At 71.7% G+C, this 14,939-nt stretch carries 7 protein-coding genes; 3 read left to right on the top strand and 4 right to left on the bottom strand.

All coding sequences use genetic code 11. The features are described from left to right. Nucleotide 1: 1 nt before the first annotated feature. Nucleotides 2–1,258: an NRAMP family divalent metal transporter gene (locus ESZ52_RS03755; RefSeq protein ID WP_131103757.1), complete on the bottom strand. Its 1,257-nt coding sequence runs from the start codon at nt 1,256–1,258 to the stop codon at nt 2–4. A gap of 55 nt (nt 1,259–1,313) precedes the next feature. Between ESZ52_RS03755 and pip the strand changes: the two genes are divergently transcribed. From pip to ESZ52_RS03770, 3 genes are all read left to right on the top strand, one after another. Continuing rightward, nucleotides 1,314–2,300 (top strand): prolyl aminopeptidase, encoded by a 987-nt coding sequence (gene pip / locus ESZ52_RS03760; protein WP_131103758.1) that lies wholly within the window; start codon nt 1,314–1,316, stop codon nt 2,298–2,300. A 161-nt stretch (nt 2,301–2,461) separates the two neighbouring features. Continuing rightward, a complete protein-coding gene (locus ESZ52_RS03765; RefSeq protein ID WP_131103759.1) occupies nt 2,462–3,628 on the top strand; it encodes a hypothetical protein in 1,167 nt (388 codons plus the stop codon). A gap of 128 nt (nt 3,629–3,756) precedes the next feature. Next, nucleotides 3,757–4,758, top strand: a complete 1,002-nt coding sequence (locus tag ESZ52_RS03770; protein WP_131103760.1) for a tetratricopeptide repeat protein — start codon at nt 3,757–3,759, stop codon at nt 4,756–4,758. Between the two features lie 155 nt (nt 4,759–4,913). Here ESZ52_RS03770 and glgB read toward each other — a convergent pair whose 3' ends face one another. Genes glgB through ESZ52_RS03785 form a run of 3 tightly spaced genes read right to left on the bottom strand, consistent with a single transcriptional unit; the run spans nt 4,914 to nt 14,923 of the window. Next, nucleotides 4,914–11,039, bottom strand: coding sequence for a 1,4-alpha-glucan branching protein GlgB (glgB, locus tag ESZ52_RS19985; RefSeq protein WP_131103761.1), 6,126 nt, complete (start codon nt 11,037–11,039; stop codon nt 4,914–4,916). Next, the gene (gene treS, locus ESZ52_RS03780) at nt 11,039–12,811 is read right to left on the bottom strand and encodes a maltose alpha-D-glucosyltransferase (RefSeq protein WP_131103762.1); all 1,773 of its coding nucleotides are present in this window, start codon (nt 12,809–12,811) and stop codon (nt 11,039–11,041) included. Before treS ends, glgB begins: the two co-directional genes overlap by 1 nt. Nucleotides 12,812–12,835: 24 nt before the next feature. After that, complete coding sequence (locus tag ESZ52_RS03785; RefSeq protein ID WP_131103763.1) at nt 12,836–14,923, bottom strand: maltotransferase domain-containing protein; 2,088 nt, start codon at nt 14,921–14,923, stop codon at nt 12,836–12,838. Nucleotides 14,924–14,939 lie beyond the last annotated feature (16 nt).

Raw genomic sequence — 14,939 nt, forward strand, 5'->3', positions numbered from 1 at the left:
ATCAGCCGACGACCCCGACGAGGGTGAGCAGGAACAGCACGGTGAAGCCGGCCAGGAAGACGAGACCGGCCCACGACAGCCACCGCAGCGCGGGGGAGAGCCGCGACCCGCGGCGGACCAGGGAGAAGTTCAGCCAGGCGAAGACGGGTGCCGTGACGAAGGCGCTGATCATCGCGTAGCGCAGCATGTCGGCCAGCTCGGCACTCATCCACACCACGATCGCCAGGGCCGCCACAGAGATGCCGGTGATCCAGGCGTTCTTCTCCCGGCGGCTGAAGTCGGGCCGGCCGCGCAGCAGCCGCAACGACTCGGCGCTGGCCCGGGCATACCCGTCCACCACCGTGATCACGGTGCCGAACATCGCGGCGAAGGCGATGAGTGCCATGAGCGGCACGGCCCAGCTGCCGATCGCGGCGCCGTACATGGACATCAGCTGCGGGATGTAGGCACCGCCGGCCATCGCCAGCTCCTCGCCGCTGCCGTACTGCACGAAGACGCCGAGCGCCACGAAGATCACCGCGAGCACGGTGGAGACGACGAAACCGAGGTTGAAGTCGAAGATGATGTCCTGGGGACGCACAGTGCGGTCCTGGGCCTTGGCCCGGATCCACAGCGAGTTCAGGGCGCTGACCTCGATCGGGGCCGGCATCCAGCCGATGAGGGCCACGAGGAAGGCCAGGGTGGCCAGGTTCCACGGTGAGGGGTCGACGAAACCCGGTTCGCGCACCGTCCCCTGCGAGGCGGCCATCACGACCGCGACCACGGTGGACAGGGACAGCACGACCAGGATCACCTTGGTCACCGCGTCCAGGGCCTTGTAGCGACCACCGACGAGCAGCGCCCAGGTGATGCCCATGAGCAGGGTGGCCAGGAGCGGCACCCCCAACCCCCAGCTGGCGGGCAGCAGGTAGGCGAGGATGACCGTGCACAGGAGCGCCACGCCCGCGGCAGAGACCACCGAGGAGTAGATGCAGAGCACGAAGAAGACGATGAGGTAGCCCCGACCCTTGCGGGCGTAGCCCTCGACGAGGGAGAGCCCGGACTCCGCGGTGAACTGCGGTCCGAACCGGAAGAACGGGTACTTCAGCACGTTGGCCACGAGGAGCAGCCCGACCAGCTGCCACCCGAACAGGGCTCCCGCCTGGGTGGAGGCCACCAGGTGGGAGGCGCCGATCGCGGCCGAGGCCATCAGCAGGCCAGGACCGACAGCGCTCCACCGGGACCCCGCCGCGTGGTCCGGGGTCGTCCTCGTCGACATGACCGGGCAGAGTACCAGAGGGGTCACGCCGGAGAGGGCCGGATAGAGTCTGAGCGTGCATGAACGCCGCGGCTTCTACCCCGAGATCGAGCCCTGGTCCACCCAGATGCTGCCGGTCGGGGACGGGCACGAGGTGTATGTGGAGCAGTCCGGCAACCCGGACGGCATACCGGTGATCTTCGTGCACGGGGGACCGGGCAGCGGCACCAGCCCGCGCCAGCGTCGGGTCTTCGACCCGGAGCGCTACCGCATCGTGCTCTTCGACCAGCGCATGGCGGGGCGGTCCACCCCGCACGCCTCGACCACGGTCGCCCCGGACGTCTGGGCCACCAACACGACGGCCCACCTCGTCGCGGACATGGAGCTGATCCGCGAGCAGCTGGGGATCGGCACCTGGCAGGTCTTCGGCGGCTCCTGGGGGTCCTTCCTCGCGCTGGCCTACGCCCAGGCCCACCCGGACCGCGTCACCGCCCTGGTGCTGCGGGGCATCTTCACGCTGCGGCGCCGGGAGCTGGCCTGGATGTACGAGCGCGGACACCTCGAGCACGTCTACCCCGACCTGTGGGCCGAGTTCGTCGCGCCGATCCCCGCCGAGCGCCACGGCGACCTGCTGCTCGCCTACCACGAGCTGCTCTTCGACCCTGACCCCGAGGTGCACCTCGCGCCGGCCCAGGCCTGGAGCGGATGGGAGGCACGCATCATCACCGTGGAGCCGGACGACGAGGGCTACCGCAAGGCGGTCGAGCCCCGGCAGGCGCTCTCCTTCGCCAGGATCGAGAGCCACTACTTCGTGCACGGCGGCTTCGTGCGGGAGGGACAGCTGCTGCAGGAGGCGCCCCGCGTCGCGCACATCCCCACGGTGATCGTGCAGGGACGGCTGGACATGTGCACCCCCGCCCGCACCGCCTTCGACCTCGCCGAGCGGCTGCCCGAGGCGGACTTCGTCGTGGTCCCCGACGCCGGGCACGCCTTCTCCGAGCCCGGCACGCTCGACGCCCTGGTGCGGGCGACGGACCGGCTGGCGGGCCGCCAGGGTGGCTGACCGGCCTTGCCGGGTGACTGCGCGCCTGTGGCGCTGGTCACGCCCGAGCTGCGTCTTCCCTGCAGGTCAGCGACCTTCCGAGGCGTCATCCGAGCACTGCAGCTGCCATGCTGGGCGTTCCCTGATTTCCCCTTGACGCCAGGAAAGTTTACCGTTTCGTTATGAAGTTCTCCCGTACGATCCTCGCGGCCACCCTGAGCTCGGCCCTCGTCCTGACGGCCTGCTCGGGTGAGGACCCCGCTGAGGAGCAGGGTTCCGGCCCCGCGACCCAGACCACCCAGACGTCGGACGGCGACAGCGCCACCGCCGGCACGACCGACGACGGAGGGACGACCGCCGGGGACGACGCCGCCCGCACCGACCAGGCGGGCACGACCGCTGGTGCCGCGGACGAGGAGTCCGCCACCGAGGTCGCCATGGCGACCGAGGAGGTCACCGCGGCCCTCCCCCTGGAGGAGGCGGAGGAGGTGGCGGCCACCGTGCTCACCGCCCGGTTCCAGGCCGACCAGGGTGACAGCGACGACATCACCGACCTGCAGCGCAAGTCGATGATGGGCAACGTCCGGACCGCCCACGAGGCGGCCGACCAGCTCGAGGCGGTCAACGGTGAGCCGCCGCAGGTCGACCTGGCGGACGCACCGGTCGAGCCCATCGTGCTGGCGATCAGCAAGGACGACGGCGAGCTGCCGATGTTCCTCCTGGTGCAGACCGTCCCCGAGGAGGGCGGCGTGCCGCTGCTGCACCTGCTCGAGAGCCGGACCGGCGAGAGCGCCGACTTCCGGATCAGCTGGGAGGCCCCGATGCTGCCCGGCACCGAGCTGCCCAGCTTCGACCGTCGCTCGGTCGGCTCCCCGGTGCTGCGCTCGGGCTCCGGCGACCTCACCACCGCTCCGCGGGACCTGCTGAAGTCGGTCGCGACCTACATCAGCTACCCCCAGCCCGAAGACGTCCCGGACTACCGCACCCACGGGTACGCCCCCGCGGTGCGCAGCTCGGCCCAGGCCCAGGCCGACGCGGTCGCCGGCCAGGCCACCCTGCAGGAGAAGAACTGGCTGGTCTCCGAGGACACCAAGACCCTGCTCTTCGACGACGGCAGCGCCTTCGTCATGGGCACCCTGCTGCGCGACACCCAGTTCCAGGTCGACGACGGCGCCGAGCTCAACCCGCCGGACACCTTCCGGGTGTTCCAGGACACCTCGGTCCTCACCGACGAGGCCGTGCTGCGCACGATGGTCTTCATCGGGATGCGGGCGCCCTCGGAGCAGGTCGAGTTCAAGCCGGAGATGATCGCGGCTCGCGAGCAGCTGGTCGACGCCTGGGGCGAGTGACCGGGCGAGCGGGCGGCGACTGACGGCGACTGAGCGCGCCCAGGTCCCCTCGCGTCAGCCGTGCGGAGCTCCGAGCAGGGGCCGGAGCGGGTTCGTCCCGCCCCGGCCCCTGCGCATACCCTGGGACCATGACCCAGCAGCCCTTCAGCCCTGCCGCCCTGCGCGGCGCCGTCGACCTGTCCAGCCTGGGCGCGCGACCGCGTGGCGGAGCGCAGCAGCCCCCCGCAGCGTCGTCCGCGCCGGGGGCGGCGCCCACGGACACCGCTGCCGTGCCTGGTCGCCGCGGCGCCATGGTGCCGACGGATGACAGCAACTTCGAGTCGGTCGTCAACGCCAGCCTGACCGCGCCCGTCGTGCTGGTCCTGTGGTCACCGCAGGTGCCGGAGTCCGTCCAGCACCTGCGCGAGCTGGTGGAGGCGGCGCGCGACTCGGGCGGACGCTTCCAGGTGGCGGCCGCCGACCTGGGTGCCAGCCCGGGGGTCATGCAGGCGTTGACCCCGCTGCTGCAGCAGGCCTTCGGCCAGGTCAGCGCGCTGCCCGTCGTCATCGGGCTGCTCAGCGGGCAGCCGATGCCGTTCTACGTCGGCGTGCAGCCGATGGCGCAGGTGGACCAGCTGCTGACGAAGTTCCTGGAGGCGGCCGTAGCCAACGGGATCGCCGGCCGCGTCGACGTCGGTGCCGACGCCCCGGACGAGGACGAGGGCGAGGAGGGGGAGCTTCCGCCGCTGCACCAGGCCGCCTACGACGCCATCGACCGGGGCGACTGGGGCGGTGCCATCACCGCCTACGAGCAGGCGCTGGAGCAGGACCCGTCCGACGAGATGGCCCGGCTGGGGCTGGGGCAGGTCCGGCTGCTGGAACGGACCAGCTCGCTCGACCTCGCCGCTGTCCGGACCCGCGCTGCGGCCGACCCGTCCGACGTCAGCGCCCAGATCGAGGCGGCCGACCTGGACGTGGTCGGAGGGCACGTCGAGGACGGCTTCGCCCGCCTGGTGGACACCGTGCGCCGGACCTCCGGCGAGGACCGGGACACCGCCCGCACCCACCTGCTCAGCCTCTTCGAGGTCGTCGGCCCCCAGGACCCGCGCGTGCAGAAGGCCCGCTCGGCGCTGATGAGCGCGCTCTTCTAGCCCGACCGGCGACACGTCCTGCCCCCGACCGACCGAGCGCACCGTTCTCACCGACCGAGCGCACCGTTCTCACCGACCGAGCGCACCGTTCTCACCGGCGGGCGCAGAATGGGCGGGCCGGGAGGACTCCCGGTCGGTGAGAACCGCGCGCTCGGTCAGCCGCGCAGAGCCTCGTCGACCACCTGCTGCGCCTCCGCCTGCACCTGGGCCAGGTGCTCGGGGCCACGGAAGCTCTCGGCGTAGATCTTGTAGACGTCCTCGGTCCCGGAGGGCCGGGCGGCGAACCAGGCGTGCTCGGTGGTCACCTTGACCCCGCCGATGGCCGCGTCGTTGCCGGGGGCCTCGGTGAGCACCGCGGTGATCTGCTCCCCGGCCAGCTCCGTGGCGGTGACGTCCTGCGCGGAGAGCCTCTTAAGACGGTCCTTCTGCTCGCGGCCCGCCGGTGCGTCCACCCGTGCGTAGGCCGGGTCGCCGTGCTCGGCGACCAGCTCGGCATACCGCTGGGAGGGTGTGCGCCCGGTGCGCGCGATGATCTCGGCGGCCAGCAGGGCCAGGATGATCCCGTCCTTGTCGGTGGACCACACCGACCCGTCCCGGCACAGGAAGGAGGCGCCGGCGGACTCCTCGCCGCCGAAACCGACCGAGCCGTCCAGCAGGCCCGGGACGAACCACTTGAAGCCGACCGGCACCTCGACGAGCTGCTGCCCCAGGCCCTCGGCGACCCTGTCGATCATCGAGGAGCTGACCAGCGTCTTGCCGATCGCGACGTCCTGCGGCCAGTCCGGACGGGCACCGCCGTAGAGGTAGTCGATGGCCACCGCCAGGTAGTGGTTGGGGTTCATCAGCCCGGCGTCCGGGGTGACGATGCCGTGCCGGTCGGCATCAGCGTCGTTGCCGGTGGCCACGTCGAAGCGCGGCTGTCCGCCCTCCTCGCCCCGCATGGTGTCGATGAGCGAGGCCATGGCGTCGGGGGAGGAGCAGTCCATCCGGATCTTGCCGTCCCAGTCCAGCGTCATGAACCGCCAGGTCGGGTCCACGTCCGGGTTGACCACGGTCAGGTCCAGCCCGTGCTCGCGGGCGATCGCCCCCCAGTAGTCGACGGCGGCACCGCCCAGCGGGTCGGCGCCGATCCGCACGCCCGCCTCACGGATCGCGTCCAGGTCGAGGACGCGGGGCAGGGCCCGGACGTACTCGCCCATGAAGTCGTACCGGGTGGCGGAGGCGTGCGCCTGCTCGAAGGGGACCCGCTGGACGCCGTCCAGACCCGCGCGCAGCAGCTCGTTGGCACGATCGGCGATCCAGCCCGTGGCGTCGGTGTCGGCCGGTCCGCCGTGGGGCGGGTTGTACTTGAAGCCGCCGTCGCGCGGCGGGTTGTGGGAGGGGGTGACCACGATGCCGTCCGCCTCGCCCCCGGCCCCCGGGGTCTCCCGGTTGTGCTGCAGGATCGCGCGGGACACGGCGGGGGTCGGCGTGTAGCCGTCGCCGCTGTCGATGCGCACGTCCACCCCGTTGGCGACCAGGACCTCCAGCGCGCTGCGCCAGGCCGGCCCGGACAGGGCGTGGGTGTCCCGCCCGAGGAAGAGGGGACCTTCCGTGCCCTGGTCCCGGCGGTAGTCGCAGATGGCCTGGGTGGTGGCCAGGATGTGGTGCTCGTTGAACGCGCCGTCCAGTGCGCTGCCCCGGTGGCCCGAGGTGCCGAAGGCGACCTGCTGGTCGACGTCGTCCGGGTCGGGCTCGATCTCGGTGTAGGCGGCCAGCAGCTGGTCGACGTCCACGAGGTCCTCTGGCCGGGCCGGCTGCCCGGCCCGCGGGTGCCGTCCGGCGGCGTCGGACCCGGCGGCGGTCTCCTCGTCCGCAGACTCCTCCTCCGGCTCCGGGTCGGGCACGAGGTAGATCGCGCCCATCGGCGGCACGGTCACCAGGGCCGAGAACGGCTGGTGCTGGTGGGGGTGGTCGTAGGCCTGGACGTAACCCAGGTTGCCCTGACCGGACCCGCCGTAGACCTCGGCGTCGGTGTTCAGCGCCTCGCGCCAGCGACCGCCGTAGGGCAGGCCGACGTGCACCTGGTGCTGGGGGATGCCGCTGAAGTTGACCAGCACGACCACGGCCGAGCGCAGCCCGTCGGGCCCCTCGTCACCCCACCGCAGGAAGGAGTAGAGGTTGCGCGAGGCGTCGTTGGCGTCGAGCCAGCGGAAACCGTCCTCGTGGTGGTCGATCTGCCACAGGGCGGGCAGCTCGTGGTAGAGCCGGTTCAGGTCACGGACCAGGGACTGCACGCCTGCGTGCTCGGGTCGCTGGGTCAGCTCCCAGGACAGCGAGCCCTGGTCGGCCCACTCGCGCACCTGGGCGAACTCACTGCCCATGAAGAGCAGCTGCTTGCCCGGGTGGCTCCACTGGTAGGCGAGGAAGGCGCGCAGGGTGGCGAACTTCTGCCAGGCGTCCCCGGACATCTTGCGCACCAGCGAGCCCTTACCGTGCACGACCTCGTCGTGGCTGATCGGCAGGATGTACTTCTCCCCGAAGGCGTAGATGAGCGAGAAGGTCATCGTGTGGTGGTGGTGCGCCCGGGCATACGGGCTCTGCCCCAGGTAGTCGAGGGTGTCGTGCATCCACCCCATGTTCCACTTGAAGCCGAAGCCCAGGCCGCCCTCGTCCACGGGCGCGGTCACGCCGGGCCAGGAGGTGGACTCCTCGGCGATCATCACAACGCCGGGGCTGCGGCGGTAGGCCGTGGCGTTGGTCTCCTGCAGCAGGGCGACCGCTTCCAGGTTCTCCCGGCCGCCATACCGGTTCGGGACCCACTGGCCTGCCTCGCGGGAGTAGTCCAGGTAGAGCATCGAGGCCACGCCGTCCACGCGCAGGCCGTCGGCGTGGAACTCCTCGAGCCAGTAGGTGGCGTTGGCGACGAGGAAGTTGCGCACCTGGGGGTGGCCGAAGTCGAAGATGTAGGAACCCCACTCCGGGTGCCAGCCCTTGCGCGGGTCCGGGTGCTCGTAGGTGGGGGTGCCGTCGAACCGGGCCAACGCCCAGGGGTCGGTGGCGAAGTGGCCGGGCACCCAGTCGAGGATGACCCCGACCCCGGCGCAGTGCAGGCGGTCGATGAGGTAGCGCAGGCCGTCCTCGTGCCCGAACCGGCTGTCCGCGGCGAAGTACCCGGTGACGTGGTAGCCCCACGAGCCGCCGTAGGGGTGCTGCATGACCGGCATGAACTCCACGTGCGTGAAGCCCAGGTCGGAGACGTAGTCCACCAGCTCGTCGGCCAGCTGCTCGTAGGACAGCCCCTGCTTCCAGCTGCCCAGGTGCATCTCGTAGATGCTCATCGGGCCGTGGTGGATGTCGGTCTCCGAGCGCCGCCGCAGCCACTCGGCGTCGCCCTCGCTCCAGCGGTGCCGGCTGACGGTGACCACAGAGTTGTTGAAGGGCGGCACCTCGGTGGCCCGCGCCATCGGGTCGGCCTTGGCCCGCCGTACCCCGTCCGGGCCGGTGATGTCGTACTTGTAGTGGGCGCCCTCGCGCACACCAGGCACGAACAGCTCCCACACCCCCACGGTGTCGTGCGCCCGCAGGGCGTGGGTGGTGCCGTTCCAGCCGTTGAAGTCGCCGATGACGTGCACGGCCAGCGCGTTGGGTGCCCACACCGCGAAGCGGGTGCCGGTGACCGGGCCCAGCTCGTCGCGCACGGTCATCACGTGCGAGCCGAGCGCCCGCCAGAGCTCCTCGTGCCGGCCCTCGCCGATGAGGTGCAGGTCGGTCTCGCCCAGGCTGGGCGCGTGCCGGTAGGCCTCGTCGACCAGCTGCGCGCCGTCCGCGCCGGCCACCTGGAGCCGGTAGGCCGGGACCTGCGGCTCGGGGATCACCGCGACCCAGATGCCGCCGGTCTCGTGCCGCATCGGGACGGTGCGGCCGTGGCCCAGCACCACCTCGACCGACTCCGCCTCCGGCTGCAGGGTGCGGATGGTGACGTGTCCCTCGTGCGGGTGGGCGCCCAGCAGCGAGTGCGGGTCGCGGTGCAGGCCGTGGACGACGTCGGTCGCCTCCTCCAGGTCGAGGGGGCGGGTATGCGGTGCAGCGGGCTCGGTCGGCCCCTCCAGCGTGCGGCGCACCACCGGGGTGCCGGCCCGGACGCCGCTGGTCGCGGCGTCCTGGTCGGAGTCGTCCCCGGGTAGGCCGTCCGGCACCAGTCGGCCGGTGACCACGTCGGGGGAGCCGATGGCGTCCCGCCAGGCCCGGTCCCGCGAGGCCGCGGGGTCGACGTCGACGACGCCCGACCAGCCGGAGGCGCTCAGGGCGCGCTGCTCGCCCGGGGTCAGGGTCCTGTCGTCGGCACCAGCCGCAGGGGTGTCGGCCGGGGTCTCGACGGTGTCCGCGGAGCGGTGACCCACCGGTGCCAGCGGCGGCAGCTCCAGGTCGAAGGCTCCGCGCGGCGGGGTGACCGGTGCGTGCGGGACCCCGCCGCTGGCCAGGCCGCGGGCGCCGGGGTGGGTCACGTCCGGCTGCACGTGCTCGACCTCGATGAGGCTGGAGCCGTAGTCGTCGTCCGGGATGCTGGCGTCGGGGGTCTCGGCCTCCTCGCCGGTGCTCTCCTCGACAGCCACTGCAGTCTCCTCGGTGTCCTCGGTGTCCTTGGTGTGCTTGGCCTGGTCGGTGTGCCCGGTGTGCCCGGTGTGCCCGGTGTGCTCAGCCTGCTCGGCCTGCTCGGTGCGCGCGACCTCATCGGTGCTCCGGACCGGGGCTGCGGCTCCGGAGACGGTGACGGCCGGAGCTGCGTCGAGGGACGGCGCACCCTCCGGGTCGGTCACGCCCGCCAGGGGGCTGCCGGTGGCTGTCCCGGGTGTCGCGTCCTCAGACCCGACGACCTCGTGCTCGACGACCTCGTGCTCGACGACCTCGTGCTCAGGGGCCGCGTCCGCACCCGGCGCAGCCTGGTCCGCTCCCGCGACGAGGCGGTGCACCGCGGCCACGGGGATCGGGAGCCAGTCGGGGCGGTTGCGGGCCTCGTAGCTGGCCTCGTACAGCGCCTTGTCCAGCTCCAGGGCGTCCAGCACGTCCTGCTGCGCCGTGAGGTCCTCCCCGGACTCCTCGGCATACCCCTCCAGGAAGGCGGCACGGGCCGCGCGCGCCCACCCGGCGCGCTCCCCGGTCGGGGAGACGGAGGCCGCCGCGTAGTCGAAGGAGCGCAGCATGCCCGCGACGTCCCGGAGCGCCAGGTCGGGGGCCGTCCGCTCGGGCAGGGGGCGCAGCGGCTCACCCTCGAAGTCCAGGAGCACCCAGCCCCGGTCCGGCACCTGCAGCACCTGACCCAGGTGGTAGTCGCCGTGGATGCGCTGCAGGGTCGGCAGGGGCTGCGACTCCAGGCGTGCGTAGACCGCCTCGACCTGGTCGCTGAGCCCGGCCAGCTCGGGAGCGTCGGCGTAGGCCTCCTGTGCGCGGCGGCGCATCCGGGTGACGAGCGTGCGACGGTGCTCGTCCTCGGGCTCGGTGGTCCCGAAGGCCTCGCGCAGCGCCCGGTGGACAGCCGCGGTGGCGGCACCCAGGGTGCGGGCCGCGGGGGTGAAGTCGACCTCGTCCTGGCAGGCCTCCAGGGCGGTCTGCCACGCGTCCCGCGTGTCCGGCAGGAACTCCTGGGCGAAGACCAGGTGTCCGCGGGCCTCGCCGTCCTCCGTCGACCAGCGACCCTCGACGTAGCCGATCGGGCTCGGCACCTGGCGGGACCCGGTGGCGCTGATGGCGGCCTGGACGATCACGTCCGGGTTGTCCCCGTCGGCCAGGACGCGGAAGACCTTGATGATGACCGGCGCGGCCTCGCGGTGCAGCTGCACCATGATCGAGGTGTTGGACTGCTCGCCCGTGAGCACCCGCGCGGTGCGCAGGGCCGGCACGGTGTCGTCGGCCGTGAGCCGGCGGGTGTGCGCCGAGGGCACGTCGGTGCCGGCATACATGTGGTGCAGCAGCACCTGGGCGAAGACCGGGTCGTGCGTGGCGTCGTACACGTAGCGGGTGCCCAGCTCGCTGTGCTCCGCCGTGCCGACCAGGCCGGCGGACATGAACTCCACCGCCTCGGCCCGGTACGACAGCGGGATCTGGTAGACGACCTGCTCCGGACCGGACTCGTCGACGACGATGTGGACATCGAGCCCGACCTCGCCCAGCGGGTCCTCCCACCGCACGGAGCCGACCCGGCGCAGCCGCGGTGGGCCCCCGGCCGTCTTGCCGCGGAACCACCGCTGGCGCGCGACCCAGCCCGGCAGGAACTCCTCGAACGGCGGCGTCAGGGTGGACATCAGGACTCCTCGGTGACGGCGGTGACGTCGGTGACCTCAGGTGCACCAGGGGCCGTGGCTGCGGGGACGGCCGGGGTCAGACCGAGCCAGTAGAAGCCACGGGACCCGAGGGTGAGCGTGACCGTGCCGTCGGCGGTGACGTCGACGAAGCCCTGGCCGCCGAACAGGTCCTGGACCTGGGCGCCCTTGAACTGCTCGGGCAGGACCACGGTCGCCGCCTGCGGGCGGGAGGACAGGTTGTTGACGCACAGCACCGCGGGCACGCCCTCGCGCGGGTCGTGCTCCGCGGCCTCGGGCAGCACCCGGGCGAACGCCAGCACCGTGTCGTTGTCGGCCTCGCAGGGGACGTACTCGCCCACCCCGAAGACCTCGTGGGCCGAGCGCACGTGCAGCATCCCGCGGGTCCAGTGCAGCAGGGAGGAGCCGCTGGCCATCTGGGCCTCGACGTTGACGTTGTTGTAGTGGTAGACGAGCGAGCTGACCACGGGCAGGTAGAGCTTGCCCGGGTCCGCGGTGGAGAAGCCGGCGTTGCGGTCGGGGGTCCACTGCATGGGGGTCCGGACCGCGTCGCGGTCGCTGAGCCAGATGTTGTCGCCCATCCCGATCTCGTCGCCGTAGTACAGGCACGGAGAGCCCGGCAGGGAGAGCAGCAGCGCGTTGATGAGCTCCAGCTCGCTGCGGGAGTTGTCCAGCAGCGGAGCCAGCCGACGACGGATGCCGATGTTGGCCCGCATCCGGGGGTCGGGGGCGTACCAGCCGTACATCGCCGCCCGCTCCTCGGCGCTGACCATCTCCAGGGTCAGCTCGTCGTGGTTGCGCAGGAAGGTGCCCCACTGCGTGCCCGCGGGGATGGGCGGGGTCTCGTCCATCACCCGGATGATCGGCTCGGCCTTCTCCTCCCGCAGCGCGTAGTACAGCCGCGGCATGACCGGGAAGTGGAAGCACATGTGACACTCGGGGGCGTCCTCGGTGCCGTAGTAGTCGACGACCTCGGCGGGCATCTGGTTGGCCTCGGCCAGCAGCACCCGGCCGGGGTACTCCGCGTCGACCATGGCCCGCAGCTCGGCGAGGAACTCGTGGGTCCGCGGCAGGTTCTCGCAGTTGGTGCCCTCCTCCTCGAAGAGGTAGGGCACCGCGTCGAGGCGGAAGCCGTCGATCCCGAGGTCCATCCAGAACCGGACGACGTCGAACATGGCCTCCTGGACGGCCGGGTTCTCGAAGTTGAGGTCGGGCTGGTGGGAGAAGAAGCGGTGCCAGAAGAACTGCCGCCGGACCGGGTCGAAGGTCCAGTTGGAGGTCTCGGTGTCGACGAAGATGATCCGGGCGTCGGCATACTTCTCGTCGGTGTCGGACCAGACGTAGAAGTCGCCGTACGGCCCCTCCGGGTCCGACCGGCTGGCCTGGAACCAGGCGTGCTGGTCGCTGGTGTGGTTCATCACCAGGTCGGTGATGATGCGGATCCCGCGCTCGTGCGCCTGGCTGATCAGCTCGCGGAAGTCCGGCAGGGTGCCGAACTCGGGCAGGACCGCGGTGTAGTCCGCCACGTCATACCCACCGTCGCGCAGGGGGGAGGCGTAGAACGGGGGGATCCACAGGCAGTCCACCCCCAGCCACTGCAGGTAGTCGAGGCGGTTGATCAGGCCGGTGAAGTCGCCGGACCCGGACCCGTCGGAGTCGTCGAAGGCTCGGACGAGCACCTCGTAGAAGACGGCCTTGCGGAACCAGTCAGGGTCGTGCTTGAGGCCCGGCTGGTGCAGGTTCAGCCCGCGCATCGTGCTCCTTTTCTCAGGCCGTGTTCAGGCTGTGGTCGCGTGGACGATGTGGACGGGCTCCCGCCCGTAGCCGGGGCCGAGCTCGACGTAGGGCGCATCGTCCCAGATCCAGTCCGCGCCGGTCACCAGGTCGTGGGCGCGGAAGCGCTGGCCAGGGTGCTCGCCCAGCCCCAGCCCCAGCGCGCCCAGGTCGAGGCGCAGCCGGGAGCCGTGGATGCCGAAGGGGTCGAGGTTGGCCACGACGATGATCGTGTCCTGGTGCGAACCGTCGTCCGCCCCGCCGCCGTGCTTGGAGAAGACCAGCAGGTTCTCGTTGTCCGCGTGGTGGAAGGTGATGTTGCGCAGCCAGTGCAGGCTGGGGTGCCCCCGGCGGATCCGGTTCAGCAGGGTGAGCCACCCGGTCAGGTCGGCCCGGCCTGGGATGGCTTCACCCCACCTGCGGTCCTTGTACTCGTACTTCTCGTTGTCGATGTGCTCCTCGGCGCCCGGCCGGGGGACGTTCTCGACGTGCTCGAAGCCGGCGTAGATGCCGTAGGTGGGCACCAGGGTCGCGGCGAGCGCGGAGCGGACCAGGTGCGCGGTGACGCCGCCGGTCTGCATGTAGGGGGTCAGGATGTCGTGCGTGGTCGGCCAGAAGCTCGGGCGCATGTAGGGCGCGGTCTCGGTGGCCAACTCGGTCACGTACTCGCGCAGCTCCTCGGCAGTGTTGCGCCACGCGTAGTAGGTGTAGGACTGCTGGAAGCCCACCTTGGCCAGGGTGCGCATCATCATCGGCTTGGTGAACGCCTCGGAGAGCCAGATGACCTCGGGGTGGTCCACCGCCACGTCGGCGATCAGCCACTGCCAGAACTCCACGGGCTTGGTGTGCGGGTTGTCGACCCGGAAGATCTTGACCCCGTGGTCGATCCAGACCTGGATGACCCGCCGCACCTCGGCGTAGATGGTGTCGGGGGCGTTGTCGAAGTTGAGCGGGTAGATGTCCTGGTACTTCTTCGGCGGGTTCTCGGCGTAGGCGATGGAGCCGTCGGCCCGGGTGGTGAAGAACTCGGGGTGCTCCCGCGCCCAGGGGTGGTCGGGGGAGGCCTGCAGCGCCAGGTCGAGGGCGACCTGCAGCCCCTCCTCCTCCGCGCGGGCGACGAAGGCGTCGAAGTCGTCCCAGTCGCCGAGGTCCGGGTGGAGGGCGTCGTGGCCGCCGTCGGGCGACCCGATGGCGTAGGGGGAGCCAGGGTCGTGCTCCTCGGTCGTCAGGCTGTTGTTGCGGCCCTTGCGGTTCGTGGTGCCGATGGGGTGCACGGGAGTGAGGTAGACCACGTCGAAGCCCATCTCGGCGATCGCCGGCAGCCGCTCCGCCGCGGTCGCGAAGGTGCCGGTGGTCCACAGCCCGGTCTCCGGGTCGAGGGTCGCGCCCTCGGACCGGGGAAAGATCTCGTACCAGGCGCCGGTCAGGGCCAGGGGGCGTTCCACCCACCAGGTGTAGGTGGGGCTCGCGCTCACCGCGTCGCGCAGCGGGCTCCTGGTCATCACCTCCCGGACCTGGGGGGAGATGCCGGCCTGCAGGCGCTCCTCGGCGGACAGCTCCGCGCGGCGCAGCAGGTCGACGGCCTCCTCCAGGACGCTCCGGCCCGCGTCGGTGTGGTCGACCTCGTCGATCGCCCGTTCCAGGACCCGGGCACCCTCCTCCAGCATGAGCTCCACGTCCACCCCGGCGCGGACCTTGATGGTGCCGTCGTGCTCCCACGTGCCGTACGGGTCGGACCACCCCTCGACCCGGAAGCTCCATACCCCCTCCCGGTCGGCGTGCACCACGGTGCGCCAGTGCGAGAGGCCGGGGTTGGTGCTCACCATGGGGACGTGCCGCTCGCGGCCGTCCGGGTCGACGAGCACGGCGGTGGCGTTGACCGCGTCGTGCCCCTCCCGGAAGACGGTGGCGGAGAGGGTGAACAGCTCCCCGACGACGGACTTGGTGGGGCGCCGTCCGCCGTCGACGACGGGCTCGACGTCCAGGACCGGTATGCGGCCGATCGGCTCCTGCCCGAGCAGGGCCAGCACGGAGCGGTCCGGCGCGGGCGTGGACGACGTGGGCTGGGCGGGCGTGGTCGAGTGCTCGGTCACGCGCCCCACGCTACCC

The sequence above is a fragment of the Ornithinimicrobium sufpigmenti genome (assembly GCF_004322775.1).
In the GTDB taxonomy this organism is placed as follows: Bacteria; Actinomycetota; Actinomycetes; order Actinomycetales; family Dermatophilaceae; genus Ornithinicoccus; species Ornithinicoccus sufpigmenti.